Source organism: Comamonas sp. UBA7528 (assembly GCF_002479375.1).
Classification (GTDB): domain Bacteria; phylum Pseudomonadota; class Gammaproteobacteria; order Burkholderiales; family Burkholderiaceae_C; genus Comamonas.
Map to the genome: position 1 here is coordinate 37,213 of NZ_DLMU01000004.1, position 26,512 is coordinate 63,724.

Here is a 26,512-nt window from a genome sequence, read left to right on the forward strand (position 1 = left end):
ATTTGTAATCATCCGGGGGCGTGCAAATCCGGGAAAATCAGATAGATGAGACTGCTGTTGATTGAAGACGAAGCCAAGCTGGGCGAGTACCTTCGCAAAGGTCTTGCGGAGGAAGGCTATACCGTGGATGTCGCAGTGAACGGCATTGACGGGCTGCATCTGGCGATGGAGCTGGACTACGACCTCATTGTTCTGGATGGCATGCTGCCGGGCATCGACGGCTTTGCCGTGCTGGCGGCGCTGCGGCAGTCCAAGCCGACGCCGGTGCTGATGCTCACGGCCCGCGCGGATGTCGAGGATCGCGTACGGGGCCTGCAGAGTGGCGCCGATGATTACATGATCAAGCCTTTCGCCTTCTCCGAACTGGTGGCCCGCATTCAGGTGCTGTTGCGCAGGGCGCAGGCCTACCAGGTATCGCCCGAGCCCACGGCGTTGAAGGAAGCCGATCTGGAGGTTGACCTGATCCGGCGCAAGGCGATCCGGGCAGGGGTGCGGCTGGACCTGACGGCCAAGGAGTTCAACCTGCTGGCGCTGCTGTTGCGCCGCCAGGGCGAGGTGCTGTCCCGCACCGAGCTGGCCTCGCAGGTCTGGGACATGAATTTTGACAGCGAAACCAATGTGGTCGAGGTGGCTGTGCGGCGCCTGCGCATGAAGGTGGACCAGCCTTTTGAGACCCCGCTGATCCACACGGTGCGGGGCATGGGCTATGTGCTGGAGAGCCGGGCCCGGCCATGAAGCAGGCCGCTGGAGTGCAGCACCTCGGCAGACAGCTTTCCCGCTGGATGGCCTTGTTGTCGATGCTGGGGCTGGGGGCGGTCAGCATCGCGGTGTATCTGGTATTTGACACCACACTGTCGGCGCGCCAGGAGGAAATGCTGGACCAGAAGCAGCAGGCACTGGTCCATGTGCTGGGTGACGACGACGTCGAACACCGGGACAAATCGCTGGCCCATGTGCTGACCGATTTTCTGGCGGGCCATGCCGACTACGCCATCCGCATTGTGGACACCCAGGGCGCCACGCTGTTCGACAGCCGCGTTCCCGGTCTGGGGGCGGAGCACACGCTGCAGCGGACGTTCGCCGTCACCATCCAGTCCCGCACCACAGACCATGCGCAGGCAGCGACGGCCACACTGGTGATGGACCGGCGCCCTGATGACGCCCTGCTGCGGGCGCTGGCCTGGGCGCTGTTCATTTCCATGATTGCGGGCTCGCTGCTGCTGTCCTTGTTTGGCGGCTTGCTGGTTCGCCGCAGTCTGCGCCCCATCCAGTCGCTGGTCTCGCAGATCGACGAACTGTCGGCCAAGGACTTCGGGCGCCGTCTGGACGGCAGCGGGCTGCCGCAGGAGTTGCTGCCCATCGTGACACAGTTCAATGCCTTGCTGGACCGGCTGGCAGACGCTTACCGGCAGCTGGAATCCTTCAATGCCGACGTGGCCCATGAGCTGAACACGCCGCTGTCCACGCTGATTTCCAGCACCGAGGTGGTGTTGCGCAAGCCCCGCACGGTGGAGGACATGCGCGAAGTACTGGAGTCCAACCTGGAGGATCTGCGCCGCATTGCCGCGATGGTGGGGGACATGCTGTTTCTCTCCCGGGCAGACCGGGGCGCGGGAACCCGGGAAGCCAAGGTGTTCAGCCTGGCCGCGGTGGCCGCCGATGTGGTGGAGTTCTATGAGGCCGTGGCCCTGGAGGCGGATCTGGTCGTGGAGGTGCGCGGCGATGCGCAAATGCAATTCGACGCCCCTTTGATGCGCAGGGCGTTGTCGAATCTGCTGAGCAATGCCACGCGCTATGCCGACAGTGGCTCGCGCATCGTGATCCAGATCGGCACCCGGGCGCAGCACGGGCACGCGGAAGCGGTCATCGCCGTGACCAACACCGGCGCGGACATCGCACCCCAGCATTTGCGCCATCTCTTTGACCGTTTCTACCGCGCGGATTCTGCCCGCTACAACGCCGATCGCAACCACGGCCTGGGTCTGGCCATCGTGAAGGCGATTGCCAAGATGCACGGCGGAACGGTGTTTGCGCAGTCGGAGGGTGGGTCGACCACGTTTGGTTTGGTCCTGCCGGGGGTACCTGGGGCCTGAGGGCGGTGGTCTGTGCCGTGTATGGCGGAGCGGACCCATGCCTATGCCTGTGGAGCTCTGCGCGTTGCAGCGGCCACGGCGTTGTCGGGGGTGGCCCTGCGTCCCGCATACCATGCGGATTGACCGCGCTCGCCGTCCTCTGCAAGAGGCCGGTACTTGCTCTTCCTGCTGGCGTACACCACTGACCTTCACCATGACCACCAAGCAACTGTTCTATTACCCCAGCAACGCCAGCATGGCACCCCACATCGTTCTGGAAGAGATCGGAGAGGAGTTCGCGCTGGTGAAGGTGGAGCGCGCACAGAATGCGCACAAGTCCGCCAACTATCTGCGCCTGAACCCCAATGGTCTGATTCCGGTGTATGTGGAGGGTGACATGGTGCTGTATGAGACGGCCGCCATCTGCCTGCACCTGGCGGATACTCACCCCGCAAGTGGTATGGCCCCCCTGCTGGCCACCCCCGAGCGGGCGGATTTCTACAAGTGGCTGATGTGGCTGAACAACACATTGCAGACTGCGTTGATTGTCTATTTCTATCCCGAGCGCTGGGTGGATGAAGGCAACACGGCTGGCGCCCGGCAGGTGCAAGCCCACGCGGAGTCGAAGATCGCCGGCTTGCTCGAACAATTGGAGTCGCAGCTGCACAAGAGTGAAGGCCCCTGGTTGTTGGGGGCGCAGTACACGGTGCTGGACCCCTATGCGTTCATGCTGTGCCGCTGGACCCGGGGCTTCGCACAACCCGCGCGGACATGGCCACTGCTGGGTGCCTATCTGCAGCGGATGCTGGCGCGGCCGGCCGTGCAGCGCGCCATCGCTACGGAAGGGCTGGCAGCCCCCCTGGTCTGACAGGGGGCGCAGGCAAGCGATTGGCTCTCCACGCAGCGATGCTGGTGCGCTGATTGCGGCAAGGCGGGTCAGGCAGCCAATTTTGCGAAGCGCACGCATCCCTGGTGCCAGGAATCGTTTGCGATGCCCCTGACTGTGGCCCTACCATGCACAGCGGGTGTGGCGCCGCAGTGGGTCACGTTGCGGGGTACGCAGGAGATGCCACTCTGCGCTGCGTTCCGGTTTCGCTTTGTGCTTTTCGTTTGCGCTTCAGGAGGCCTTGATGAACATGAACTTGCCACGCATGCGTCCGCAATGTGCTGCGTTGTTGATCGGTATTGCGGGGATTGCTGCCGCGTCCAGTGCCTGGGCCTGCACCCGGCTGGTGTTTCACGGGGCCAACGGCCAGGTGGTGACGGCGCGCTCCATGGACTGGAAGAGCGACATCGTCAGCAACCTCTGGGTGCTGCCGCGGGGCATGGCGCGCAACGGGCAGACTGGGCCCAACACGGTGCGCTGGACATCCAAGTACGGCAGCGTCATCACCTCGGGCTACGACGTCTCGACCACCGATGGGGTGAACGAAGCCGGTCTCAATGCCAATCTGCTGTGGCTGGTGGAATCGGAATACCCCACATTCGATGGTCGTGGCAAGCCCGGGCTGACGATTGCCGCATGGGCGCAGTATGTGCTGGACAATTTCGCCACCGTGCAGGAAGCGGTGACGGCACTGCAGAAAGAGCCTTTCACTATCGTGACAGACAATGTGCCGGGTGAAAACCGGCTGACCACGCTGCATCTGTCCATGTCGGATGCCAGCGGTGACAGCGCCATCGTGGAATACATCGGGGGCAAACAGGTCATTCACCATGGCCGCCAATACCAGGTGATGACCAACTCGCCCACTTTTGATGAGCAACTGGCACTGAACACCTATTGGAAGCAGATCGGCGGCACAGTCATGCTGCCGGGCACCAACCGTGCCTCCGACCGTTTTGCACGTGCATCGTTTTATGTGAATGCCATTCCCAAGGACCAGAGTCCGAACAAGAACCTGGCTAGCGTGTTCAGCGTGATACGCAATGCCTCGGTGCCCTATGGCATCAGCACCCCGGGCCAGCCCAATATCTCGTCGACCCGCTGGCGTACCGTGTTCGATCACCAGCGCAAGCTGTATTTCTTTGAGTCCGCACTGACGCCCAATACCTTCTGGGTGGACCTCAAGGAGCTGGACTTCAGCCCGCAGAGCGGCAAGGTGCTGAAACTGGACCTGGGGCCGGACCAGAACCACACCTTTGCGGGCAATGCCACGACTGCGTTCAAGCCATCCGCACCATTCCAGTTCCTGGGCATCTGAGCGCCGCTGCCGAACCGCGCACAGGCAGACAGAAGGTGTGGGTGCCGCGTTCCGCCATGCCCATCGCAAGCTGGGCTGGCAGCGAGTGACCGGGGTAGAGACCGTCATTGCAGCCCCAGCGGCGCTGACAGGCGAGGGCGTTACCGGCCTGTGTGCAGCGGTGGCACGCTGAAGCCGGTGCCGCAGCCACCGCACCGGGGGCGTCATCGACTGGCGCTGTCGTGCAGGTCCGCATACTGCACGATGCGGCCCTTGCCGGCATGCTTGGCTGCGTACATGGCTGCGTCCGCGCTTTGCAGCAGTTCTGCGGTGGAACTGCCCTGGGTACTGACAGAGATGCCGATGCTGATGCCGACCTGGGCCATGGTGCCTGCTTGCAAGGCGATGGGCTGGCGCACGGCATCCATGCAACGGTGCATCACCGATAGCGCTTCCTCGTAGGTGCGCAAACCCGCAAGCAGCACCACGAACTCATCACCGCCCAGGCGGGCCACGCAGTCTCCCGCGCGGGCCTGCGCTGTCAGTCGGGCGGAGATCACCCGCAAGACTTCATCGCCGGCATCATGGCCCTGGGTGTCGTTGATCTGCTTGAAGCCATCCAGGTCCATGAAGCACACGGCCACCATCTGGCCGGAGGTCAGCTCCTGGGTGAGGGTGTCCTCCAGTGCCCGGCGGTTGGCCAGACCGGTGAGGGCATCGTGGTTGGCCAGGTGGTTGGCCGCCTGCTCGCCCTGCTTGAGGGCGTCAATGTCCACAAAGATCCAGAGCGATTCCTCGGCATTCAGCAGGGTGCCCGAAGCGTCTACCCACAGCAACTTGCCGTCGGCCGTTCGCAGCTGGAACTGCGCGTGAAACTTGCCGCGTGCCAGCAAGGATCCGTAGGCTTTGTCGCCGATGAGCTGGTAGGTCGCATCGTCCGGGTAGAGCATGCGCGTGGACGCACCCTGCAGCGCCGTGGCGGATTGCTTGAACAGACGGCGCAGGGCGGGATTGGTCCACACGATCCTGCGGTCACGCAGGCGGGCCATGCCGATCAGGTCATTGTCGATGACGAGTTCCTGCTCTTTGCGTATGCGGTGTTCGCGCTGTTGCAGGCGGTACAGTGCCACGGAGCCCAAAGCGATCAGGACAATGCACAGGCCCGTGAGGCCCCATGCACGCCAGGCGGAGGCACGCCACATGGCCAGGTAGGCCTCGGTTCCCAGCCCGGTGAACACCGTGAGGGGGTAGCCAGGCAGGCGCTGGTAGGCGGTGATGCGCTCCACACCATCCAGCAGCGTGGGGGTGATGTACCAGCCTTCCTCGCGGTTGCGGTCAATGGCTTGGTGGTACTCGGGCGAGACGGTGTCCTTGCCGATGCCTGCTTCGGCATCCTGGTTTGCTCCCGGATAGCGGGCGACCAGCAGTGCCTGGTCGGTGCGCAGTGCCATGGCGCTGCCCGGACCAAAGGACTGGCGCTGGAACAGCTGGTGGAAATGCTCCGCTGCGACGATGGCATACACAATGCCTTGGAAGCTGTCGTCCTCGGACTGCAGGCGCCGCGCCAGCACGATAGACCATTTGTCGAAGGAGTGGCTGACCAGGGGCTCGGACACCACCATCTGGTCGGTGGCACGGGCCTGTGCGAAATAGGTGCGGTCGGAGACCGAGAACGGGGCATGGATTTCGCTGGGTGTGATCAGGACCTCACCCTCGCTGTCGGTGGTGCGCAGGGCCGTGACAAAAGGGATCAGGGCCCGTTGCTCCTGCAGCATCTCGTACAGGGCATGGTTGGCAGTGGGCAGACCTTCAAAGCTGCGTGTGCGGTAACGGCTGGCAATGGAAGACAGGGCGTTGTCCACCAGCCGCATCTCTGCGGCCAGCTCCAGGCTCAGGCTGCGTGCCTGGTGCTGGGTGACGGCCACTCCCAGGTCCATGTCCGCACGGTAGTTGGCATGCATGCTGAACCAGGTGGCACAGCACAGCAAGGCAGCGACCAGCAAGTTGCCGAGCACAATGCGACGCAAAAGCGTATGGGAGCGGAGGCTTGTCATCTGGATGCTCAGGGTCTCTGGAGACACGCTGGGGTCCGCAACAGTTCGGATCCGGGCGCAGGCTCCAATCACCGGTTGAGTAGAAAGTCTCGAGTTCGGCTGTGCAATGGATTCTTGTCCACTGTGGCTGCGAAGCATTTATAAGCCAGGATGAGATTCCCTGAAAAGGCCTGCAGGGGGAGAAAGCCTGCTTCCAGAATTGATGGCAGGCGGCGCACTGCCAGTGCCGCCTTCTCGGGCGGTGCGGTCACGGCGCAGCCCGATGAACCAGCTGTGTCAATGGCGCCACAGCCGCCACAGCCTCCGTGGGTGCATCTCCGGACCACAAGTCATCGTTGCGGCGCAGTCCAGGCAAAAAAGAGGACTTCATCCGAAGTCCTCTGGCGGCAATGGTGAATGGAACTACTGTGGCACTTCCATGGCACTCTTACAGCGCCGTGGACAGCCAGTAATCCGAGCCGGCCTATGGCTGGGGCAGTCTGGCCATCAGATCGCGCGCTGCCGCTTCCGGATCGGGTGCATTCACCAGCGCACGCACCACGGCGATGGAGCCAACGCCAGTGGCGGCGATATCCGCAAACTGTTCGGCGGCAATGCCGCCGATGGCTACCAGTGGGTAGGCCTGCATCAGCCGCACATAGGCCTGCAGACGGGCCATGCCCTGGGGCGCGGTGACCATTTTCTTGAGCGTGGTGGGGAACACAGCACCCAGGGCGATGTAGCTGGGCTGCACCGCGTGGGCGCGCACCATCTCGGCATAGCCGTGGGTGCTGACGCCCAGGCGCAGCCCGCTGGCATGGATGGCGGCCAGGTGGTTACCGGCCAGCGCATCCAGGTCTTCCTGGCCGACGTGGATGCCGTAGGCTCCGGCCTCAATGGCTTGCTGCCAGTGGTCGTTGATGAACAGGCGGGCGCTGGTGCCTTGCACGGCGGCCACGGCCGCGCGCACTTCGGCACGGATGGCGGCGGCGTCGTCGCTCTTGAAGCGCAGCTGCACCGTGGGTACGCCGGCACGGGCCATGCGGCCCACCCATTCGGCCGTGGGCAGCACGCCGTACAGACCCAGCTGGCGCGGGCAGGCAGGGAAGGCCCGGGCGGGATCGGCACCGGCCAGGCCAAAGTCCTGGGGATCGTCCGGCCAGTGGGTGACGTCGAAGTGGTTGGTACGCTCGGTCTGGTGCTGCCAGGCCTGGGCCAGGCATTCGGCATCGACCGCAATGAAGCCCAGGCGGCTGCAGGCCTGCAGGGCAGCCAGGTAGGCGGGCTCCGCACGCAGCGCGGGTGGCGTGGGCTGGGGCACCAGTTCCACGGAGTTGGCATTGTGATGCAGGCGCGCGCCAAAGGTGGTGCTGTGGTGGTGGACGATGGCGTCCGCCAGGGCCTGGATTTCTGCAGTGTGCATGGCGTGGTCTTCCAGGGAGGTCAGGCGTGGTGCCAGAACGGCGTGCCTAGCACGGGGGTGCTGGGCTGGGCGGAGCGCTGCTCGGCCATGGCGCCGGCCAGGTAGCCGTTACGGCCGGCTTGCACGGCGTCGGCAAAGGCACCGGCCATGCGCACGGGGTCTTCCGACAGGGCCACGGCGGTGTTCAGCAGCACGCCGTCGAAGCCCCATTCCATGACGGTGCAGGCGTGGGAGGGGCGGCCCAGACCGGCGTCGACGATCAGCGGCACGTTCAGGCGCTCGCGCAGTGTCTGCATGGCATAGGGATTGGCGGGGCCGCGGCCGGTGCCGATGGGCGCGGCCCAGGGCATGACGGCCTGGCAGCCGACATCGACCAGGCGCTGGCACAGCACCAGATCTTCGGTGCAGTAGGGCAGCACCTGGAAACCGTCCTTGATCAGGATGGAAGCGGCCTCCACCAGGTTCAGGGTGTCGGGCTGCAGGGTGTAGTCGTCGCCGATCAGCTCCAGCTTGATCCAGGGCGTGTCGAACACCTCGCGCGCCATCTGGGCGGTGGTGACGGCTTCCTGGATGGTCATGCAGCCAGCGGTGTTGGGCAGCACGGGCACGTTCAGCTTGCGCAGCAGTTCCCAGAAGCTGGCGCCGGTTTCGGCCACTTCGGCGGCGCTGCTGCCCTGGCGGCGCAGCGAGGCGGTCACCATGGCCGGTTTGGCGCGGGCGACTGCGGCTTCCAGCACGGCGGGGGAAGGGTAGCGCGAGGTGCCCAGCAGCAGGCGGCTGTGGAAGGTCTGGCCGTACAGCGTCAGGCTGTCAGTGGAGGAGGCGGTGGTGTCGGTCGACATGAAATACTTTGGTGTTGGCGGAGGGCTCCGGCGCCTGCAGGGCGAGGGAGCGGTCCATTGAACGCTGAATCGAGGTCCGGGTCTGTGGTCAGCCGCCGGTCACGGGGGCAATGATTTCGACCTTGTCGCCTTCGACCAGTGCATGGGCCGCATAGCGGCCACGGGGCACAAAGCCAGTGTTCACCGCCACGGCAAAGGGCGGCTTGGCCTGCCACTGGGCCACGGCATCGGCCACGGTGGCGTTGGCAGGCAGTTCCACGGATTGCTGGTTGATGGTGATGTGCATGGGCTCTCAAATCAGGGCAAAAAGGCAAAAATCCACCACGGGTTAACCCATGGGAGTGCGGCGATGCCGCGGGCCGGGCGGGCTCAGGCCGCCTGGGCGGCGGTCTGGGGCGCAGTGTGCGGCAGGTGCACGGCCACGTCGAATTGTCGGGCCAAGTCGGTAGCCCCGCTGCGCAAAACCTGCAAAGTGATGTCCAGCATGGCCGGGGAGATCATGAAACCATGGCGGTACAGGCCGTTGACCTGCAGCACACGCTCATCCAGCCAGCGCAGGGCGGGCAGGTTGTCGGGCAGGGTGGGACGGCACTGGGTGGCGATCTCCAGGATGCGTGCCTCGGCAAAACCGGAGTGCACGGTGTAGAGGGCACTGAGCAGTTCCATGGTGGAGCGTACGCTGGCTGGGCCCATGTCGTCGGATTCGATCTCGGTGGCGCCGATCACAAACACATGGTCCTGCTTGGGCGCGATGTACAGCGGGTAGCGTGGGTGCACCAGGCGCGTGGGGCGCTGCAGCGTGACTTCGGGGGCGTGGACGCGTACGACCTCGCCGCGGATGCCGCGCAGCGCGCTCCACTCTGTGCGGGCACCCAGACCGCGGCAATCCAGCACCAGATCGGGCTGGCCGGCATTGCCGGGGGCAAAGTCCGTGGTTTCACGGGCAGTGTGCCAATGGAATTGCACGCCCAGACGGGCCAGGGTGGATTCCAGCGCGGCCAGCAGCTGGCGGTTGTCCAGCTGACCCTCGCCGGGCAGGTACACGCCCTGCTGGAAGCGGCCCTGCAGTGCAGGCTCCACGGTGGCCATCTGGGCGTGGCTGACGCTTTCCAGTGCGGGCAGTGTGGGGTTGATGCGGCGGTTCTTCTCGAACAGGCCGCACAGGCGGCTGGCATCGGGTGCATCCTGGCGGTGCCAGACCACCAGGGTGCCGTTCTGCTGGAAGTAGACCGGAGCGTCGAGCTGGGCAATCAGCTCTGGCCAACGGGTGAGGGCGTATTGGCCCATGCGCACCACGCCGGGCTCGGTGATGGCCGATTCGGCCAGCGGGGCCAGCATGGCGGCGGCCACGCGGGCGGCGGCGCCGTCGGCTTCGGGGCCCTTGGCCTCGAACACTTCCACGCGGTGCCCTTCGCGCGCCAGCTCCAGGGCCAGCAGGCGGCCCATCAGGCCGGCGCCCAAAATGGCGATATGGGAAGGTGCAGTCAGAGCAAGCATGGCGGTGTCGTTTCGTCCAAGGCGGTTAGAAGGCAATCCAGGGACCAAACGGGGTGGCACAGCCTGCAGAGGGCGGGCACCGGCTGTGAAACTCCCCACGCCAGCATGATCTGGATCGGGTGTCGGGGTCGCCTGCGTGCCGGGTCGGCATCCAGGCGGCCCCAGGGTCTGTTCTCAGTCGCATGCGGCCCGTGCCGCTGTGCGGCGGGCCGATGGACACCCCTGTTTCGTCCGTGAGCAGGAATTACAGCACAAGCCGCATACCTGGGATGGCCTTGTCGGCACAAGCCTTGGCTTGGGTCATAATTTTTGCCCTATGACCCCTCAGACATCCTCTGCGCCGCACCAAACTTCGCGTTATGTGCGTGTGCTGTCCATTGCCGGCTCCGACAGCGGCGGTGGCGCCGGCATCCAGGCCGACCTCAAGACTTTCAGTGCCCTGGGCTGCTATGGCATGACGGCCATCACGGCCATTACCGTGCAGAACACGCTGGGCGTGACCGGCATCCACAGCATTCCCGTGGATATTCTGCGCGGCCAGATCGACGCCGTGGTGGAAGACATCGGTGTGGATGCCGTCAAGATCGGCATGCTGGCCACGCCGGAAGTGGTGCGAACGGTGGCCGATGCACTGCGCCGCCATGGCCTGCAGCAGGTGGTGCTGGACCCGGTGATGGTGGCCACCAGCGGCGACCGCCTGATTGCCGAAGACACCAAGGACGTGCTGGTGCGCGAACTGTTCCCGCTGGCCACGGTGGTGACGCCCAACCTGGACGAGGCCAGCCTGCTGATCGGCCGCACCATCGATGGCATCGACGCGCTGGAAGCTGCAGCCAGCGACTTGCTGGCGCTGGGCGCGCCGGCCGTGGTGGTCAAGGGCGGGCATTTGCCCGGTGACTGGGTGGTGGACCTGCTGGCCGCGCAGGACGGTCTGCGCCGCACGCTGGAATCGCCCCGCATTGCCACGCACAACGGCCATGGCACGGGTTGCACGCTGTCGTCGGCCATTGCCTCCCACTTGGCCCTGGGCCTGCCGCTGGCTGATGCCGTGGCGCACGCGCGCAGCTATATCCTGGAAGCGATCCGTGCCGGGGCGGCCGTGCGTACCGGCCATGGCCATGGGCCGCTGAACCACGGCCACGCGCCCGTGGCCCAGATCATTCGTCGCAGCTGAAGGCGCGCAGCGGCGCAGGTCGTCGATGAGTCCCGCTGTGGCGGACATGCAAAAACACCCCGCAGGCTGCGCGCCATGCGGGGTGATTTTTTGGTGACCTGCCCAGGCCCAGGGGCAGGTGGGCTTATTTGGTGACCGGGTCGGTCACAAAACCGATCTTGCGCACGCCGGCAGTTTGTGCGGCAGCCATGGCCTGGGCCACGCGCTCGTAGCGCACTTCCTTGTCGCCGTGGATGTGCAGGTCGGGCTGCGGATCCTTGGCGGCTTCGGCCTGCAGGCGGGTTACCAGTTCCTCGTCGGAGATGGCTTCCTTGTTCCAGTGGTACTTGCCATCGGCGGTGATGGACAGGCTCACGTTCTGCGGTTTGACCTTCTCGGGCTCGTTGCTGGCGCGGGGCAGGTCGACGTTGATCGAGTGCTTCATCACCGGGATGGTGATGATGAAGACGATGAGCAGCACCAGCATGACGTCCACCAGGGGCGTCATGTTGATTTCGTTCATGACTTCATCGCTGTCGTCTTGGGTGCCGAAAGCCATGGCTTACGCGCCTTTCTTGATGGGAGAGACGTTGTGGTGGCCTTGGCCGCTGTCCACGCGGGCGCCGGTCACGAAGTAGGCGTGCAGGTCGTGGGCAAAAGTGTTCAGGCCGTTGAGCACGTTCTTGTTGCCGCGCACCAGGGCGTTGTAGCCCAGCACGGCGGGGATGGCCACGGCCAGACCGAAGGCGGTCATGATCAGCGCTTCGCCGATGGGGCCGGCCACCTTGTCGATGGAAGCCTGGCCCGAGGTGCCGATGGCCACCAAGGCGTGGTAGATGCCCCATACGGTGCCGAACAGGCCCACGAAGGGGGCGGTGGAGCCCACGGACGCCAGAATGGCCAGGCCGGCTTGCAGGCGGGCGGTGAATTCATCCACGCAGTAGCGCAGCGAACGGGTCATCCAGTCGCTGATGTCCAGCGCGTCATGCAGGTGGGCGCTGGTCTTGCGGTGGTGGGACTGGGCTTCACGGCCTTCCAGGGCCATGTAGCGGAAGGGGTTGGAGGGCTCGGTGTCCAGTTTGCTCAGGCCGGCGCTGAAGTCTTCGCTGTGCCAGAAGTCCTTGGCCTGGCGGGCTTGCTTCTTGTACTTCACCAGAGCCAGGGTCTTGATGATGATGACCGCCCAGGAGGCGACCGACATGATCAGCAGCAGGATGGCCACGCTGCGCATGACGAAGTCACCTTGTGCCCAGACGTGGGCAATGCCGAATTGGGATTCCATGAAAACTCCTGAGATGAATGTTTATTCGAGAACGAAATTGATGGGGACGATGTTCCACATGCCTTCGGGCACGCCGTTGCGCTTGCCGGGCACGAACTTCCATCGCTTGACGGCTTCCAGCGCCGCCTTGTCCAGGCGTTCAAAGCCGCTGGACTTGTTGATTTCGAGCTGCTGAGGCTGGCCTTGCTCGTCAATGAAGACGCGCAGCACGACCTTGCCCTGTTCGTTCATGCGACGGCTGATCGCTGGATAGGACGGACGCGGGTTGTTCAGGTAGGCCGCGTTGCTGGATGGCAGCTGGATGGCTGGCGGCGCGGGCGGTGCCGGTGGTGCGGGCGGAGCCGGGGGCGCAGCTGGCGCGGCCGGCACGGGCTTGCTGGGCTCGCTGTCCAGTGTGCCGGTGGGCGCATTGGGGGAGGGGGTCGGGTCCGCAATGGCCTTGGGCAACGGCTGTTTTTGCACGGGCTTGGGAACTGGTGCGGGCTTGGGCGTGGGCTTGGGCGGTTGGGGTGTGGGCGGAGCCGGAGGAGGAGGGGCCGGAGGCTGTGGTTCGGGGGCGGGCGGCGCAATGAACTCGGCAATCACCTCGGCGGGCACGATCAGCGGCTCGGGTGAGTGGGTCAGTGCATGTTGCAGCGCCCAGATGCCGGCCACGTGCAGTGCTAGCACCGAGCCGGTGATGACCGCATTGCGGTGCATATTGCCGGTCGGCGCGAAACGTTCAGATGAAGACATAGGGATCAAAAAGCCGGCCACGAGGCCGGCACTTGCACAGGGTCTGGTTCACGACCCCTCGAAGACTAGCGGATTGCGGACCCATTCAGGTCAACATAGCGCAACCCGAGGTGATGGGCTAGCGCCGGAAAATCCACAGGGAGCACCCCAGGACCAGGATCAGACTGCCAGTGACGGTTGCGAGGAATGCCATGCTTTGCTCTCCAAAATAGAGGTGGCAAGCTGAACCGGCTTGGCAGATTCATTGTGAATGGCAGCATGCGTGCCGCTGGAGCAGCATTTGTCCACTACGTCACGGGCACAGCTTTCGCAGCGTCCGCACTGGGTGGCCACGCCGAGTTCGAACTGAATCTCGTCGAAAGACATGCCCGCATGTGCGTGGCGTGCGATTTCGCGGTCAGAAACCCGGCGGCAAACACAAACAATCATGATCTCAAGCAGATGTGGCTGGCTGTTAAAAGATGGGGTTGATTATAAATAGGAATCTATCGCATTTGCAATGTCTATCTTGTTCATAGTCGTTGCAGAGGTTCCTGAAAGTGGAAAAGCGGGGGAGGTGCCGTCCCTGGTGGGTGCCGTGCTCCTCTCTTCTGTATAGCAAAGGGGCTGGAATGGCCCTGTACGTCTCAGGGGCGGGGAGCTACGGTGGGGGCGGGGTCTGCGTAAATCTTAGGTAAATGAGAGCTATTTTTATTTGTTGGCTCTAGAATCGAGGGCTTCGTGGCGCAGGGCAGGGTCCGTGCGCACGCCATCTTTTTGTGTATGCAAGCCTCCCCTTCTTCCCAACGTGCCTACTGGCTGAAAACCCTGCATGAATGGCACTGGGTCAGTTCCGCCATCTGTCTGGTGGGCATGCTGCTGTTTGCCGTGACGGGCTTCACCCTCAACCATGCCGGCCAGATCGAGGCCAAGCCCCGCGTGGTCTCCCGCCAGGATCGATTGCCTGACTCCTTGCTGCCGGTGCTGCAGCAGGCGGCCGAGGCGCAGAAATCCCAGCCGCAGGAAGGCGCCGGCCTGCCGGTCACCGTGCAGACCTGGGCACGCGAGGTGCTGGGGGCCGAGACCCGCCAGCGCGCCGTGGAGTGGAGTGAGGACGAGGCCTATGTGCCACTGCCCCAGCCGGGCGGCGATGCCTGGCTGCGCATCGGCCTGCAGGACGGCGAGGCGGAATACGAGCACACCGACCGCGGCTGGATCTCTTATTTCAATGACCTGCACAAGGGCCGCCACACCGGCACGGCATGGAGCTGGTTCATTGACGTGTTTGCCGTGGCCTGCCTGGTGTTCTGTATCACCGGCCTGTTTATCTTGCAGATGCATGCGGGCCGCCGGCCCATGACCTGGCCCATGGTGGGGCTGGGGCTGCTGGTTCCCGCCTTGCTGGCCATGCTGCTGGTGCACTGAACCTTGATCGAATCACTTTAGAGGGACATCCATGACAACAAAAATCTTGCGATTCACGGCCGCGCTGAGCGCCGTGGCCGGTCTGCCCGCCATTGCCGGCAGCATGAATGTGGGCGTGGAAGTGCCGCGCCTGGACGTGGCCGAATACCACCGCCCCTATGTGGCTGTGTGGGTGGAGCGCGCCGACAACTCGGTGGCCGCCACGCTGTCCGTGTGGTACGACACCAAGATGCGCGATGCCGAAGGCATCAAGTGGCTCAAGGACATGCGCCAGTGGTGGCGCCGCACCGGCCGTGAGCTGACCATGCCCATCGATGGCGTGACCCAGCCCACCAAGCCTGCCGGCAAGCACGCGCTGTCGTTTGCCGAAGGCCGCAACCCGCTGCCCAAGCTGGCCCCCGGTCAGTACAAGCTGCAGGTGGAAGCGGCCCGCGAAGTGGGCGGCCGTGAACTGGTGACCATTCCGTTCGAATGGCCTGTCAAGCAGGCCACCAACCTGAACGTCAAGGGCAAGAGCGAGCTGGGCGACATCACGCTCGAACTCAAGCCCTGATCCGCTGTCTTTTCGCGCTGTTCCCTGGCATTGCTTCCCCGGTTTCCCGCTTTCTCTGTTTCGACCATCTATTCCAAGGAGTCACCATGTTTTCTGCTTCCCGCCTTGCCCTTGCCCTGTCGCTGGCCTGCGCTGCCGTGGGCGCCCAGGCGCACAATCTGTGGCTCAAGCCGTCGAGCACGGTGCTGTCCAAGGCCGACTGGGTGACGGTGGATGCGGCCGTCTCCAACGACATCTTCTTCTTCAACCACCGCCCCCTGGCCGTGGACAAGCTGACCATCACCGCACCCGACGGCAGCACCGTGCAGCCCCAGAACGTGGCCAAGGGTGAACTGCGCAGTGTGTTCGACCTCAAGCCGGAAAAAGCCGGCACCTACCAGCTGAGCATCGTCAACCAGGGTGCCATGGGCTCGTACAAGGATGCCGCCGGCCAGATGAAGCGCCTGCGTGGTTCCGTGGAAGACATCGTCAAGCAGATCCCTGCCGACGCCAAGGAGGTGATGGTGGCTGAAAGCGCCAGCCGCATCGAAACCTTTGTCACCATGGGCAAGCCTTCGGCGCTGCGTCTGAGCGGCAAGGGTCTGGAGCTGGCCCCGGTGACCCATCCCAATGATCTGGTCGTGGGTGAGGAAGCCACTTTCGCCTTCCACGTGGACGGCAAGCCTGCTGCCAATGTGGAGGTGGTGCTGGTGCCCGAAGGCAAGCGCTACCGCGATGCAGTGAACGAGATCAAGCTGGTGACCGACGCCAAGGGTCAGTTCAAGGTGAAGTTCCCTGTGGCAGGCATGTACTGGCTGGATGCCGACGTCAAGGACAACAAGACTTCGGTGCCCCAGGCCAAGGAGCGCCGTCTGGCCTACGTGGCCACGCTGGAAGTGATGCCCTGATGACATGCTGCCATTTGCCCTGGTGGCAGATGGCATTTGTTTGGTGTTGCCAGCCATGAAGCCACCCGCACGCGCACTGCAGGATCCCGTGAAGCCCGGCGTGCGTCAGGCGCCGCGCGTGCATTTTGGCGCCGGCATCTGGCAGCGCCCTGCACCGGCGGCGGCGGCTGTGCAGGCAGCCAAAGAGGTGGCTCCGTCGTTTGCCGCCGCAGGCTGGCAGACCGCAGGAGCGCAGCGCCTGCAGTTGCAGCAAGACCGCAGCCTGCAGGCCCTGGGCGGTGCCACCATGGGCACCACCTGGTCGCTGCGGCTGGTCAACCCCGGCTATGCCCCGCTGGCGCCCGTGCAGGCCCTGGTCCAGTCCACCCTGGACGAAGTCATTGCGCAGATGAGCAACTGGGAGCCGGATTCCCGGCTGTCGCGCTTCAACGCCGCTGCACCCGGTAGCTGGCACGGGTTGCCGGCAGAGCTGGCCCAGGTCATCGATGCGGCCTTGCACTGGGCGCAGGCCTGTGGTGGCGCCTGGGATCCGACGGTGGGCGCCCTGGTGGCGCTGTGGGGCTATGGCCCGCGCGCGCAGCCGCAGCAAGCGCACAGCGGGCAGTTGCCTTCGAATGCCGAGATTGCCCAGGCTCTGCGCCATTGTGGCTACCAGAAGTTGCAATGGGAGCCTGCGCAGCGGCGCCTGTGGCAGCCGGGTGGCCTGCAACTGGATTTGAGCGGCATTGCCAAAGGCTTTGCCGTGGACTGGGTGGCCCAGCGCCTGCAAGCCGCTGGCTGGCAACATGGGCTATTGGAGATTGGTGGCGAGATCCTCGGCTGGGGCCGGCGCCCCGACGGCCAGCCTTGGCGCGTGGCAGTGGCCGGCCTGCCGCCCGAGGTGCAGGGCAGTGCCACCCCGGAAGCCGTGCCCTTGCAGGGCGGCGCTCTGGCCACCTCCGGTGACCACTGGCATGTGTTCACCCAGGGGGGGCGGCGCTATTCGCACACCATCGACCCGCGCACCGGCCAGCCGGTGGCGCATGCCCTGACCAGCATCACCGTCTTTCACGCGGCCTGCATGCATGCCGATGCCCTGGCCACGGTGCTCACCGTGCTGGGGCCGCAGGCGGGCTGGGATTTCGCGTTGGCACAGAATGTGGCCGCCGTGTTCCACACCCACCCCGATACGGCGCATCCCCAGGGGCAGCGGTGCAGCACGCCGGCATGGGATGGGCGTTTTGCCTCCGCTGGAGGCCTTGGACAATAAGAGCCGCCTGCGCGCTGCGGGATGCCATATCCGGTGGCGAGTGGATAAGGTTCTCTCTGGCAGGCGTACACACAGCTATGGTTTTGAGATCAGCATGATGGATTGGATTGTGACCCCGGCGCGCCTGGGTGGTGCGCTGGCGCTGGTGCTGGGCTATGCAGGCCTGTGCTCGGGCGTGGCCTGGCGGCTGCGACAGCAGCGCCAGGCGCTGCTGCGTGAACGCCGCAGCCTGCAGCAGGGGAGTGCTGCTGACGGTGCGGCAATGCTGGTGGTCTACGCCAGCCAGACCGGTCAGGCCGAGGCTCTGGCCCGCGATACCGCGCACACCCTGCATGCCGGTGGCTGCCCGGTGCAGCTGGTGCCGGTGCAGGAGTTGACGCTGGCGCAGCTGCAATCCTGCAGCCACAGTCTGTGGCTGCTGTCCACCACGGGCGAAGGCGATGCGCCCGACCAGGCGCTGCCCTTTGTGCAGCAGTTGTTGCCCCAGTCCGTGGCGTTGCAGGGGCACGATGCCCGCATTCTGGCGCTGGGTGACCGGGAATATGAGCAATTCTGTGCCTTTGGCCTGCGGGTGCAGGCCTGGCTGCAGAGCCAGGGTGCCCAGACCCAGGTGGTGTGCATGGACAGCGGTCAGGCTCAGGCCCAGACGCGTGCGCTGGCGGACTGGCAGACTGTTGTGGGGACGCTCTTGCAGAACCTGACGGGCCAGGCCGCAGCCGGCTGGCAGTCGACAGACAGCAGCCTGCATTGGGTGCTGCGCAGCCGCACCCATTTGAACCCTGGCAGCCAGGGTGGGGCGGTGTACCTGCTGGAATGGGAGCCCAAGAACGGCCAGCTGCCGCAGTGGGAGTCGGGCGATCTGGTGTCGCTGTGTCCCCCGGGCGAACCGGATGCGCCGCGCGATTACACCATTGCGTCGGTACCGGCAGACGGCTGCCTGCAACTGCTGGTACGCCAGAGCGTGCGGGACGACGGCGAGCCGGGTGTGGCGTCGCGCTGGCTGTGCGAGGAGATGGCGCTTGGCGCCGCGCTGACGCTGCGCATCCGTGCGCACAGCGGTTTCCGGCTGGAGGGCAATATGGATCGACCGGTGGTGCTGATTGGCAACGGCACCGGTCTGGCCGGACTGTACAGCCACATCAAGGCGCGGGTGCAGCAGCAGCAGTTTGACCACTGGTTGCTGTTTGGCGAGCGCAGCCCCGAACATGACAAGCTGCTGGATGCACAGCTGCAGCAATGGGTGGCGCAGGGCCAACTGGCCCGGCTGGACCGTGCCTGGTCGCGCGATGTCCCGCACCCCGGCTATGTGCAGCAATTGCTGGCCCAACAGGCCGACCGCCTGCGCCACTGGGTGGAGCGCGGTGCTGCCATCTATGTGTGCGGCAGCCTGCAGGGTATGGCCAAGGGCGTGGACGATATGCTGCGCGAGCTGCTGGGCAGCGAGCAGCTGCAGGCCTTGGCCGCCAGCGGACGCTACCGGCGGGACGTGTACTGACGAGCGGCTTGCGCCCGTGCCCTGGCGCGATTCAGCGTGGCTGCCACAGCAGGTTGGTGCCGATTTGCTGCAGCTGGGTGCATCCGGTCTGGGCCATGGCCAGCTCCAGTTCGGAGTGCAGCAGGTACAGCATGTGCGCCGTACCCAGCGTGCCGGCCACGGCCAGGCTGTGCAGTTGCGGACGGCCGATCAGCACCGCATTGGCGCCCAGAGCCAGGGACTTGAGCACGTCGGTGCCCTGGCGGATGCCGCTGTCCAGCAGCAGCGGCAATTGCGGGCCGACGGCTTGGCGCACATCGGCCAGCACATCGATCGGGGAGACTGCCGCATCCAGTACGCGTCCACCGTGGTTGGACACCACGATGGCATCGGCCCCCAGTGCGACGGCCTGGCGGGCTGCGCGTGGCGACAGAATGCCTTTGATGATCAGCGGCAGCCGGGTGTGGGCACGCAGCCATTCCAGGTCGCTCCAGCGGGGTGCGCCGGTGGCCAGCGGTGTGCCGAACAGAATGTGCTCGCCCATCAGGTCACCGGTCTGCTGGGACTGCGGCATGCCGCGCAGGTTGACTGCTTCCACGCCGGGGGGCAAGGGGTAGCCTGAGCGCTTGATGTTGGCGTCCACCGTCCACACCAGGGCCTGGTAGCCGGCTGCTTCTGCGCGGCGGACCAGGGACAGGGTGTGCCCGCGGTCAGGTTGGCTGTAGAGCTGGAACCACAACGGGGCCGTGCGGCCCAGCTCCAGGGAAGCGGCGGTGGCCGCCTGGGCGATTTCTTCCAGCGTGTAGCTCGACAGGGTGCTGACCACCATGCCGGTGCGCATGGCCATGGCCGCGCGCACGCTGGCGAGTTCGCCTTCCGGGTGGGCCAGCCGGTGGTAGGCCACCGGTGCCAGCAGCACCGGCCAGTCGAAGGTCTGGCCCAGCAGCTGCAGGCGGGTGTGGGCCTGGGACAGGTCCGGCAGCGGCTCGGGCAGCATGCGGATGCGGTCCAGTGCCTGGCGGTTGTGCGCTAGCGCATGGGCCTGGTCGCAGCCGCTTTCGATGTGCGCCCAGGCATGGGCTTCGATATGGTGACGTGCCTGGCGCGCGTAGTCGGCCAGGGCCCCGATGTCGGACGGGATGCGCTGCAGGGCCGGCTGCACGGCCTGGCCCAGCGCATTGAGCGCAGTGGGCGGTGCGGAAGGCGTGTCTGTCATGCTTCGGACCACATGCGCAGCAGGTTGTGGTAAGTGCCGGACAGCGTGGACAGGCGGGGGTGTGCAGGCAGTTCGCTGCTGAGTTGCTGGATGGCCTGGTCCAGATCGAACAGCAGGCGGCGCTGCTCGGCCGATTTGATCAGGCTCTGGGTCCAGAAGAACGAGGCATAGCGCGTGCCGCGCGTGACCGGGTTCACGCGGTGCAGGCTGGTGCCGGGGTAGACGATGGCGTCACCCGCCGCGAGCTTGACGGTCTGTTGGCCAAAGGTGTCTTCCACCACCAGCTCGCCACCTTCGTATTCCTCCGGCTCGCTGAAGAACACGGTGGTCGACACATCGGTGCGCACCTTGATGGCCGTGCCGGGGATGGTGAACAGGGCGTTGTCGATGTGGTTGCCGTAGGTGCCGCCGCCTTCGTAGCGGTTGAAGCGTGGCGGCAATACCTTGCTGGGCAGGGCGGCAGACAGGTACAGCGGATGGTGGCCAAGGCGGTCCAGGATCAGGCTGCCCAGGGTCTTGCCCGTGGCACTGTCCAGCGGCAGTTGCAGATTGTTCTTGACCTGGGCGGCCAGGAAGCCGGCCGTGGTGCGGCCATCCTGCCAATTGGCTTGTTCAAGCGCTTGGCGGCATTGGCGCACATCTTCGGCGGACAGCAGGGCGGGGATACGCAGCAGCATGGCAGGAGAAATCCTTCAAGACGGTACAGGGTACAGGCGTAAGTGTGGATGCAAAAAGCCCCGTGGGCACGGTGGTCCACGGGGCTGTGACGATGGCCTGTGCTACATCAAGCGCGCAGGCGGGTCAGGGGGCTCAGTACGTGAACTTGAGCGAAGCCACGGCAGAGCGGCCTGCCGCAATATTGGCGTAGTGGGGCGAGCGCACGCCACTGTAGTACACCTTGTCACCCAGGTTGTACAGGTTCAGCTGGAATGCCAGGTTGCGGTTGATCTGGTAGCCCAGCATGGCGTCATAGCGCGAGTAGCCGCTGACGCCCTTGGTGACGATGCCGCCACCAGGCGCGGTCGACAGCGCGTAGCTGGCGTTGACGCTGCTTTGTGCGTACACGCCCAGGCCCAGGGTCAGCTTGTCCGTTGGCTTGTAGCTGGTCCACAGGCTGAAACTGTGCTTGGGCGTGTTGGGGAAGGGCTGGCCGTTGGCGGCATTGCCTGTGCCCATGTCCTTTTGCTCGCTATCCATGTAGGTATAGCCGCCAAAGACGCTCAGGTTGCGCAGGATCTGACCGGTAAAGCCCAGTTCGATGCCATTCACGACCTTGCTGCCGGCCATGTAGTCCACGCCGCCTTCGGTGATGCGCGCGTTGGTCACCTCATTGCGGAAGATGGCGGCGGTCAGGCCCAGCTTCTTGTCCAGCAGATCCCACTTGGTGCCCAGTTCCATGGAGCGGGTTTTTTCGGGCTTCATGTCGGCTGCCTTGGCAGTCGTCATGACCATGTCTTCGTTGGCGTTGCCCAGGGCATTGCCTACCGGGCGGGTGGCGGTGCCGATGTTGGCGTAGATGCTGCCATTGGGTGCCGGCTTGTAGACCAGGCCCAACTGGTAGTTGAACAGGGTGTCGGAACGCGAGATGTCGTAGGCCGGGTAGGTGTTCGGTGCACGGCCGCCGGCAGGGCCCGAAGCCGAGGTCTTGTAGTGGTCGGCACGCAGGCCCAGGTTGAGCAGCCACTGCTCATTGAACTTCAGCGTGTCGAAGCCATACAGGGCGACGGTGTCGACCTGGTTGGTCGTGGCTTGCGCTGGCAGGCTCCAGGCGAATGTCCAGGGGGCATTGGCGCCGCTGGGGTTGCTCAAGGTGGTGCACCATGGGGCAACCGCCGAGCTGCAGGTGCCGCCGCTTTGGATGGCGGCAGAACGGACTTCGGCCTTTTCCTTGGACAGTTCCAGGCCCAGCGCAAAGCTGTGGCCGACAGAGCCCGTCTGGGCCTTGCCTGTCAGCTCGGTCACGTTCTGCAGAGTGGTGGTTTCCGAAACGCGTGCGTTGCCGCGACGCCAGACATAGCCTTTGATGGCATTGCCCTTGCTGTCGTCCGGCTGGGTCCAGATGTAGTCCTGGTCGGTCTTGCTGTAGCGCAGGCTGTTGCGGATCTTGTTGGTATCGGTGAACTTGTGTTCCACGGTGGCCGTGAACAGGTCGCTCGTTTCTTTTTCGTAGTCACGGTGGGTCAGGCCGTACCAGTTGGCGCGGTCATTGCCATAGGTGGGGCGTACCACGCTGCCGCCAGGCAGGCTGGCCATGGCGGCGTTGCTGTACAGATAAGGCACGCCACCGTCGGGAATATTGTCGGTCTTGAGGTGCTGCCAAGACAGCGTGACTTCGGTGGGCGTGCCCATGCCGAATGTCACGGTAGGGGCAATGCCCCAGCGCTTATTGGTCGGGCCATCACGGCCGGGAATGTCGGCGTCATGCGCCATGGCATTCAGGCGGAAGCCGGTGGTTTCGCCCAGCTTGCGGTTCAGGTCCAGGGTGGCGCGCTTGTAGTTGTCGGTGCCCAGGCCCACATCGCCGGAGACGAAATTGTCGTTCTTGGCTTTCTTGGTGGTCAGGTTGATGGAGCCACCCGCACCGCCACGACCGGCGTAGGCCGAGTCAGCGCCCTTGATGACTTCCACCGATTCCAGGTTGAACACTTCGCGGCTACCGGCGGCGATGTCACGCATGCCGTCCACAAAGGTACTGGATTGTGCATCCATGCCGCGGATGAAAGGCTGGTCACCGGAGGGGTTGCCACCTTCGCCATTGCCGAAGGTGATACCGGGGGTGGACTTCAGCGCGTCTTTCAGGCTGGTGGCACCGGTTTGCTTGATGATTTCTTCGCCGATCACCTGCACGGTCTTGGGGGTGTCCACCAAGGGGGCCGTGAACTTGCCCTGGGGCGAAGTCTGGGGGTTGAAGGGAGCGTCGGCCGTGGCGTTCACCTGCACGGAAGGCAGGGTGACTTCTTGCTGGGCCAGCGCGTTGCCGCCCATCAGGCACAGGCCAGCAGCGACCACGATCTGCGTGAGCTCGCAGTGCAGTGCGTTGATGTCTGTAGGTGTGTTTTTGAATGTAGACATGTGAGCAAAGGTAGAGGGAATCTGGTCCCAGGCAGGCCCGAGGACGCTGGATTTTAGGCACTACTGATAATTGTTCTCACTACTATTTCGAGAGGATGGGATGTAAAGCTGTGGTTTGTTGCCGTCTTGCAACAAATGGCGCCATAGCGGTCTGTCATCCGTTTGGTGTTGGTGCTTGCTTTCTTCGGAAGTTTTGCCATATGGCGCTGCTTGGGGCAGCAGCAGAGTACGCCGCACGACACACCCTGACAGACAGGTGTGAGACCATCGCCAGATCGCAGTGCATAGGGCTGGCGGGTACGTTGCGAAAACGGAGTTGTGCCGCAGACGCAAAAAAGCCGGCTCGGGGCCGGCTTTTCGAATCCTGTGAAGGACGCTTTACTTGACGTGCTTGCCGATCAGGCCAGCCATCTCAAACATCGAGACTTGGGGCTTGCCGAAGACTTCCTTGAGCTTGGCGTCGGCGTTGATCATGCGCTTGTTGGCAGCGTCTTGCAGGTTGTTGGCCTTGATGTAGACCCACAGCTTGCTGATGATTTCGGTGCGTGGCAGGGGAGTGGAACCGACCACGGCAGCCAGAGCGGCGCTGGGGGTCAGGGGTTTCATGAAGGCTGCGTTAGGGGTGCGCTTTTTTGCAGGTGCTGCCGGTGCAGCGGTTGCCTTCTTTGCAGTTGCCATGGTTGCTTGTCCTTGTTGAGGAAGTGTGGTTCTCTTCGCCACGCTGCGGTCTTGCAGCAAGGCATCAGCAAATCCTACTGGGAAAATTTGCCCATTCCAAGCTGACTGGCCCCTTTTTTTGCCTCGAATTGTTGTGCAACGTCACTTTTGGCGGGTTTCCGGCACTGGCGGCGCGCCGGAATGGGTGTCCAGGGTGCCATGGCGACAAAAAAACGGTGGTGGCTGCACTCGCGTGCGGAGGCGATTTTCAGGGGGAATGGCAGCGCTGGCGGCACAGCCAGAGGTGTCAGGCGGACATCTGTGGAAGACCGTGGCCCATGTTGTCGGGAGCCTGTCAGCGGCTGCCGGGATGATAGGGTGGCCCTTCCCGGTGGCTTGCACGTGCTGCCTGCGATCTGCCGTCGGCTGCCGTTTGCTGGCTTGCGTGCGGCTGTATTCTGCGTCTCTGCCAGGGCCTCGGCGCCAACGCTGGGATCCGCTATCTCGCGCCCTGCGGGGTGATGACTATTGTTTTGGAGCTTTTTTCATGCGCGCTGCCTCTGCCCACGGTCCCCAGGTTGCCACCTGCGATCTGTGCGATGTGTACAAGAACGACGAATCCGGCCAGTTCCGGGTGCTGCCGCCGGTGTTTCCCAGCTTTGGCGGGGTGGAGTCCTTTGCCGGCCCGGCCTTCACGGTGAAGTGCTTTGAAGACAACAGCCTGGTCAAGGCGGCGGTCGACGCCCCGGGCCAGGGTCGGGTGCTGGTGGTGGATGGTGGTGGCTCGGTGCGCCGCGCGCTGGTGGGCGGCAATCTGGCGGCTGCCGCTGCCCGCAACGGCTGGGCGGGCGTGGTGGTGTATGGCGCTGTGCGCGATGTGGCCGAGTTGCGTGCCGCCGCCGTGGGCATACGCGCGCTGGCGCTGATGCCGCTGCCCACCGAAAAGCGCAACGAAGGTCAGTCCGGCGTGGCCGTGCAGCTGGCCGGGGTGACGGTACGCCCCGGTGACTGGGTGTATGCCGATGCCGATGGCGTGGTGGTGGCCGACCGGGCCATCCACCCGGGAGCCTGAGCGCTCCGTAGCGGCCGCGTCCTGCGGGGCTCATGACGCTGGTGGTTGCTGGCGTCTCCTGCAGGCATGCCTACGAGGCGTCTTGGGGCGCCAGAGCGGCAGATATTGCCCCCGGCGCCTCAGGCTGCGCGGTTCGTCACCCGCTGGAGCGGCAGCGACAAGGTCGCGACCAATCCTGGTGCGCCCGGAGCCAGCTGCAACTGGCCGCCAGCGCTTTCGGCGATGCGCTGCACGATGGTCAGACCCAGGCCGCTGCCCTGGGTGGCCGATGTCTTGCGCCAGAAGCGTTGCAGGGCCTGGGTGCATTCCTCGGCACTCAATCCGGGGCCATGGTCCTGCACCTGAATCTGCAAGGTGGCGGGAGCGGTGGCCGTGCTGGCACAGGCCTCCATTCCTGTCATACCCGTTGAACCGTGGTTCCTTGTGCCATGGGCTGGGCCGAGCCTTCCCTCAGCGCCATTGGCATCGCCAGCTGTGCCCGTGCCGGCAAGCTGCAGGCTCAGTTGCAGGGTGATGGGTTGCGCACCCAGGTGGTGGCGCAGGGCGTTGTCTACCAGGTTGGTGACGGCGCAGGTCAACAGGGCGGGGGCCAGTGGCAGCTCCCAGCCGTGCAGTGCGTAGGGTTCCAAGTCGGTCTGCAGCCTGGGCGTCGGGGCGCCGCCTTTGCCGGCGCGTTGCAGCGATTGGCGGCAGGCCAGTTGCAGGGCCTCGGCGATGGCAGCGCCCTGCGTGCTGGGCGCTGTGCCGGCGCTGGCGCTTTCCACGCGGGCGAGCTGCAGCAGCTGTTCCAGTGTGGCGTGCATGTGGTCGATGCCTTCGCTGGCCTGCTTCAAGGCCAGGCTGGCGGGTCTGCCTGTGCCGCTCGGCGTGGCCGGGCCGGTGCCCGCGTGGCGTTCCAGCACCAGTTGGGCCACTTGCACATGGGTTTTGATGGCGGTCAGCGGGGTGCGCAACTCGTGTGCGGCGTCGGCCGTCCAGCGGCGCTCGTGCTCGATGGCACGGTTCATGCGGCCCAGCAGCTGGTTCAGGCTGCCCACCAGGGGGGCCAGCTCTGCCGTGTCCTGGCCGGTCTGTACCGGCGACGGGTCCTGGGGAGGGCGGTGCTGTAGCTCTTCACCCAGGCGGCGCAGCGGCTCCAGGCCCAGGGTGCAGATCCACCAAGTCAGCAGCACCACGCCGGCCAGGGCCAGGACAAAAGGTACCACCAGGGTATAGACAAAGGATTGCACCAGCTGTTCGCGCACGTCCAGCCGATCGGCTGTGGCGATGCGGATGCCGTTTTCCTCCAGCACATAGGTGCGCCAGGATTTGCCGCCTTTCTCAATGCGGCCAAAGCCGGAGCGGGTGAGCGGGGTGAAGTCGGGGCTGTTGCTGGTCTTGGCCAGCGGCAGGATGTCCACCTCGCTGCGCACCAGGCTGACCTCGCAGGCCACGCCGTCGCGGGCAATCACCGATAGCAAGGCGTTGTTGGCGGGCGTGATGGCATCCACCTGCGCCGGCTGGAATTGGTGGACGATGCCCGCCACCATGCGGGCGCTGGCGATCAGCCGGTCGTCCAGCATGGTGCGCAGCTCGCGCTGCATGGTGGGAAACATCCAGGCCGCCACGCTGCCCCACAGCACGCACAGTGTCAGGCTCAGACCCAGCACCAGGCGCAGGCGCAGGCTGGTGGGGGCGGGGGAGCGGCGCAACAGTTTCATGCCGGATC

The 26,512-nt window shown here is 64.9% G+C and carries 25 protein-coding genes; 11 read left to right on the forward strand and 14 right to left on the reverse strand.

The window, feature by feature from the left end; all coding sequences use genetic code 11:
• Nucleotides 1-45 precede the first annotated feature (45 nt).
• From B3349_RS04275 to bsh, 4 genes are all read left to right on the forward strand, one after another.
• Nucleotides 46-735, forward strand: coding sequence for a heavy metal response regulator transcription factor (locus tag B3349_RS04275; protein WP_291586701.1), 690 nt, complete (start codon nt 46-48; stop codon nt 733-735).
• On the forward strand, nt 732-2,093 hold the full coding sequence (locus B3349_RS04280; RefSeq protein ID WP_291586702.1) for a heavy metal sensor histidine kinase: 1,362 nt from the start codon (nt 732-734) through the stop codon (nt 2,091-2,093). Before B3349_RS04275 ends, B3349_RS04280 begins: the two co-directional genes overlap by 4 nt.
• Before the next feature lie 193 nt (nt 2,094-2,286).
• Complete coding sequence (locus tag B3349_RS04285; protein ID WP_291586704.1) at nt 2,287-2,940, forward strand: glutathione S-transferase family protein; 654 nt, start codon at nt 2,287-2,289, stop codon at nt 2,938-2,940.
• Nucleotides 2,941-3,208: 268 nt separating this feature from the next.
• Nucleotides 3,209-4,276 (forward strand): bile salt hydrolase, encoded by a 1,068-nt coding sequence (gene bsh / locus B3349_RS04290; RefSeq protein WP_414646855.1) that lies wholly within the window; start codon nt 3,209-3,211, stop codon nt 4,274-4,276.
• A gap of 203 nt (nt 4,277-4,479) precedes the next feature.
• On the opposite strand, the gene B3349_RS04295 is transcribed toward bsh, so the two are convergent.
• From B3349_RS04295 to thiO, 5 genes are all read right to left on the reverse strand, one after another.
• Nucleotides 4,480-6,309: a sensor domain-containing diguanylate cyclase gene (locus B3349_RS04295; protein ID WP_291586707.1), complete on the reverse strand. Its 1,830-nt coding sequence runs from the start codon at nt 6,307-6,309 to the stop codon at nt 4,480-4,482.
• A gap of 463 nt (nt 6,310-6,772) precedes the next feature.
• Nucleotides 6,773-7,711 carry a thiamine phosphate synthase gene (locus tag B3349_RS04300; RefSeq protein WP_291586708.1) on the reverse strand — a complete coding sequence of 313 codons (939 nt, stop codon included), beginning with the start codon at nt 7,709-7,711 and terminating at the stop codon, nt 6,773-6,775.
• Nucleotides 7,712-7,731: 20 nt separating this feature from the next.
• Nucleotides 7,732-8,553, reverse strand: coding sequence for a thiazole synthase (locus tag B3349_RS04305; protein ID WP_291586711.1), 822 nt, complete (start codon nt 8,551-8,553; stop codon nt 7,732-7,734).
• An 88-nt stretch (nt 8,554-8,641) separates the two neighbouring features.
• Nucleotides 8,642-8,839 carry a sulfur carrier protein ThiS gene (gene thiS, locus B3349_RS04310; protein ID WP_280011638.1) on the reverse strand — a complete coding sequence of 66 codons (198 nt, stop codon included), beginning with the start codon at nt 8,837-8,839 and terminating at the stop codon, nt 8,642-8,644.
• An 83-nt stretch (nt 8,840-8,922) separates the two neighbouring features.
• Nucleotides 8,923-10,050, reverse strand: a complete 1,128-nt coding sequence (gene thiO / locus B3349_RS04315) for a glycine oxidase ThiO (RefSeq protein ID WP_291586717.1) — start codon at nt 10,048-10,050, stop codon at nt 8,923-8,925.
• Nucleotides 10,051-10,366: 316 nt separating this feature from the next.
• On the opposite strand from thiO, the gene thiD reads away from it, so the two are divergent.
• On the forward strand, nt 10,367-11,224 hold the full coding sequence (gene thiD / locus B3349_RS04320; RefSeq protein WP_291586718.1) for a bifunctional hydroxymethylpyrimidine kinase/phosphomethylpyrimidine kinase: 858 nt from the start codon (nt 10,367-10,369) through the stop codon (nt 11,222-11,224).
• Between the two features lie 124 nt (nt 11,225-11,348).
• On the opposite strand, the gene B3349_RS04325 is transcribed toward thiD, so the two are convergent.
• The 4 genes from B3349_RS04325 to B3349_RS04340 all read right to left on the reverse strand — a co-directional run bounded on the left by B3349_RS04325 (nt 11,349) and on the right by B3349_RS04340 (nt 13,649).
• Nucleotides 11,349-11,762: an ExbD/TolR family protein gene (locus tag B3349_RS04325; RefSeq protein ID WP_066534792.1), complete on the reverse strand. Its 414-nt coding sequence runs from the start codon at nt 11,760-11,762 to the stop codon at nt 11,349-11,351.
• Nucleotides 11,763-11,765: 3 nt separating this feature from the next.
• On the reverse strand, nt 11,766-12,485 hold the full coding sequence (locus B3349_RS04330) for a MotA/TolQ/ExbB proton channel family protein (RefSeq protein ID WP_291586721.1): 720 nt from the start codon (nt 12,483-12,485) through the stop codon (nt 11,766-11,768).
• Between the two features lie 21 nt (nt 12,486-12,506).
• Complete coding sequence (locus B3349_RS04335; protein ID WP_218332544.1) at nt 12,507-13,220, reverse strand: energy transducer TonB; 714 nt, start codon at nt 13,218-13,220, stop codon at nt 12,507-12,509.
• Between the two features lie 159 nt (nt 13,221-13,379).
• On the reverse strand, nt 13,380-13,649 hold the full coding sequence (locus tag B3349_RS04340) for a (2Fe-2S)-binding protein (RefSeq protein ID WP_280011633.1): 270 nt from the start codon (nt 13,647-13,649) through the stop codon (nt 13,380-13,382).
• 333 nt (nt 13,650-13,982) lie between these two features.
• On the opposite strand from B3349_RS04340, the gene B3349_RS04345 reads away from it, so the two are divergent.
• From B3349_RS04345 to B3349_RS04365, 5 genes are all read left to right on the forward strand, one after another.
• Nucleotides 13,983-14,624, forward strand: a complete 642-nt coding sequence (locus tag B3349_RS04345) for a PepSY-associated TM helix domain-containing protein (protein ID WP_291586727.1) — start codon at nt 13,983-13,985, stop codon at nt 14,622-14,624.
• A 31-nt stretch (nt 14,625-14,655) separates the two neighbouring features.
• The gene (locus tag B3349_RS04350) at nt 14,656-15,177 is read left to right on the forward strand and encodes a DUF2271 domain-containing protein (protein WP_283339148.1); all 522 of its coding nucleotides are present in this window, start codon (nt 14,656-14,658) and stop codon (nt 15,175-15,177) included.
• Between the two features lie 86 nt (nt 15,178-15,263).
• Complete coding sequence (locus tag B3349_RS04355) at nt 15,264-16,064, forward strand: DUF4198 domain-containing protein (RefSeq protein ID WP_066534773.1); 801 nt, start codon at nt 15,264-15,266, stop codon at nt 16,062-16,064.
• Nucleotides 16,065-16,119: 55 nt separating this feature from the next.
• Nucleotides 16,120-17,313: an FAD:protein FMN transferase gene (locus tag B3349_RS04360; protein ID WP_291586733.1), complete on the forward strand. Its 1,194-nt coding sequence runs from the start codon at nt 16,120-16,122 to the stop codon at nt 17,311-17,313.
• A 94-nt stretch (nt 17,314-17,407) separates the two neighbouring features.
• Nucleotides 17,408-18,808 (forward strand): sulfite reductase subunit alpha, encoded by a 1,401-nt coding sequence (locus tag B3349_RS04365; RefSeq protein WP_291586735.1) that lies wholly within the window; start codon nt 17,408-17,410, stop codon nt 18,806-18,808.
• Between the two features lie 31 nt (nt 18,809-18,839).
• Here the strand turns inward: B3349_RS04365 and B3349_RS04370 are convergent, their stop codons facing one another.
• The 4 genes from B3349_RS04370 to B3349_RS04385 form a co-directional block, all read right to left on the reverse strand.
• On the reverse strand, nt 18,840-20,003 hold the full coding sequence (locus B3349_RS04370; protein WP_291586737.1) for an alpha-hydroxy acid oxidase: 1,164 nt from the start codon (nt 20,001-20,003) through the stop codon (nt 18,840-18,842).
• Nucleotides 20,000-20,680 (reverse strand): Fe2+-dependent dioxygenase, encoded by a 681-nt coding sequence (locus B3349_RS04375; RefSeq protein WP_291586738.1) that lies wholly within the window; start codon nt 20,678-20,680, stop codon nt 20,000-20,002. Before B3349_RS04375 ends, B3349_RS04370 begins: the two co-directional genes overlap by 4 nt.
• A gap of 133 nt (nt 20,681-20,813) precedes the next feature.
• A complete protein-coding gene (locus tag B3349_RS04380; protein ID WP_291586740.1) occupies nt 20,814-23,075 on the reverse strand; it encodes a TonB-dependent receptor in 2,262 nt (753 codons plus the stop codon).
• 378 nt (nt 23,076-23,453) lie between these two features.
• Complete coding sequence (locus B3349_RS04385) at nt 23,454-23,753, reverse strand: SWIB/MDM2 domain-containing protein (RefSeq protein WP_066534759.1); 300 nt, start codon at nt 23,751-23,753, stop codon at nt 23,454-23,456.
• 526 nt (nt 23,754-24,279) lie between these two features.
• Here B3349_RS04385 and rraA point away from each other — a divergent pair.
• Nucleotides 24,280-24,804: a ribonuclease E activity regulator RraA gene (gene rraA, locus B3349_RS04390; RefSeq protein ID WP_291586743.1), complete on the forward strand. Its 525-nt coding sequence runs from the start codon at nt 24,280-24,282 to the stop codon at nt 24,802-24,804.
• A gap of 119 nt (nt 24,805-24,923) precedes the next feature.
• On the opposite strand, the gene B3349_RS04395 is transcribed toward rraA, so the two are convergent.
• Nucleotides 24,924-26,504 (reverse strand): ATP-binding protein, encoded by a 1,581-nt coding sequence (locus B3349_RS04395; protein ID WP_291586745.1) that lies wholly within the window; start codon nt 26,502-26,504, stop codon nt 24,924-24,926.
• Between the last annotated feature and the right edge of the window lie 8 nt (nt 26,505-26,512).

What these genes read in the sequence shown, in the direction of transcription:
- B3349_RS04275 (WP_291586701.1), top strand. Translation starts at nt 46, where the DNA reads ATGAGACTGCTGTTGATTGAAGACGAAGCCAAGCTGGGCGAGTACCTT.
- B3349_RS04280 (WP_291586702.1), top strand. Translation starts at nt 732, where the DNA reads ATGAAGCAGGCCGCTGGAGTGCAGCACCTCGGCAGACAGCTTTCCCGC.
- B3349_RS04285 (WP_291586704.1), top strand. Translation starts at nt 2,287, where the DNA reads ATGACCACCAAGCAACTGTTCTATTACCCCAGCAACGCCAGCATGGCA.
- bsh (WP_414646855.1), top strand. Translation starts at nt 3,209, where the DNA reads ATGAACTTGCCACGCATGCGTCCGCAATGTGCTGCGTTGTTGATCGGT.
- B3349_RS04295 (WP_291586707.1), bottom strand. Translation starts at nt 6,309, where the DNA reads ATGACAAGCCTCCGCTCCCATACGCTTTTGCGTCGCATTGTGCTCGGC.
- B3349_RS04300 (WP_291586708.1), bottom strand. Translation starts at nt 7,711, where the DNA reads ATGCACACTGCAGAAATCCAGGCCCTGGCGGACGCCATCGTCCACCAC.
- B3349_RS04305 (WP_291586711.1), bottom strand. Translation starts at nt 8,553, where the DNA reads ATGTCGACCGACACCACCGCCTCCTCCACTGACAGCCTGACGCTGTAC.
- thiS (WP_280011638.1), bottom strand. Translation starts at nt 8,839, where the DNA reads ATGCACATCACCATCAACCAGCAATCCGTGGAACTGCCTGCCAACGCC.
- thiO (WP_291586717.1), bottom strand. Translation starts at nt 10,050, where the DNA reads ATGCTTGCTCTGACTGCACCTTCCCATATCGCCATTTTGGGCGCCGGC.
- thiD (WP_291586718.1), top strand. Translation starts at nt 10,367, where the DNA reads ATGACCCCTCAGACATCCTCTGCGCCGCACCAAACTTCGCGTTATGTG.
- B3349_RS04325 (WP_066534792.1), bottom strand. Translation starts at nt 11,762, where the DNA reads ATGGCTTTCGGCACCCAAGACGACAGCGATGAAGTCATGAACGAAATC.
- B3349_RS04330 (WP_291586721.1), bottom strand. Translation starts at nt 12,485, where the DNA reads ATGGAATCCCAATTCGGCATTGCCCACGTCTGGGCACAAGGTGACTTC.
- B3349_RS04335 (WP_218332544.1), bottom strand. Translation starts at nt 13,220, where the DNA reads ATGTCTTCATCTGAACGTTTCGCGCCGACCGGCAATATGCACCGCAAT.
- B3349_RS04340 (WP_280011633.1), bottom strand. Translation starts at nt 13,649, where the DNA reads ATGATTGTTTGTGTTTGCCGCCGGGTTTCTGACCGCGAAATCGCACGC.
- B3349_RS04345 (WP_291586727.1), top strand. Translation starts at nt 13,983, where the DNA reads ATGCAAGCCTCCCCTTCTTCCCAACGTGCCTACTGGCTGAAAACCCTG.
- B3349_RS04350 (WP_283339148.1), top strand. Translation starts at nt 14,656, where the DNA reads ATGACAACAAAAATCTTGCGATTCACGGCCGCGCTGAGCGCCGTGGCC.
- B3349_RS04355 (WP_066534773.1), top strand. Translation starts at nt 15,264, where the DNA reads ATGTTTTCTGCTTCCCGCCTTGCCCTTGCCCTGTCGCTGGCCTGCGCT.
- B3349_RS04360 (WP_291586733.1), top strand. Translation starts at nt 16,120, where the DNA reads ATGAAGCCACCCGCACGCGCACTGCAGGATCCCGTGAAGCCCGGCGTG.
- B3349_RS04365 (WP_291586735.1), top strand. Translation starts at nt 17,408, where the DNA reads ATGATGGATTGGATTGTGACCCCGGCGCGCCTGGGTGGTGCGCTGGCG.
- B3349_RS04370 (WP_291586737.1), bottom strand. Translation starts at nt 20,003, where the DNA reads ATGACAGACACGCCTTCCGCACCGCCCACTGCGCTCAATGCGCTGGGC.
- B3349_RS04375 (WP_291586738.1), bottom strand. Translation starts at nt 20,680, where the DNA reads ATGCTGCTGCGTATCCCCGCCCTGCTGTCCGCCGAAGATGTGCGCCAA.
- B3349_RS04380 (WP_291586740.1), bottom strand. Translation starts at nt 23,075, where the DNA reads ATGTCTACATTCAAAAACACACCTACAGACATCAACGCACTGCACTGC.
- B3349_RS04385 (WP_066534759.1), bottom strand. Translation starts at nt 23,753, where the DNA reads ATGGCAACTGCAAAGAAGGCAACCGCTGCACCGGCAGCACCTGCAAAA.
- rraA (WP_291586743.1), top strand. Translation starts at nt 24,280, where the DNA reads ATGCGCGCTGCCTCTGCCCACGGTCCCCAGGTTGCCACCTGCGATCTG.
- B3349_RS04395 (WP_291586745.1), bottom strand. Translation starts at nt 26,504, where the DNA reads ATGAAACTGTTGCGCCGCTCCCCCGCCCCCACCAGCCTGCGCCTGCGC.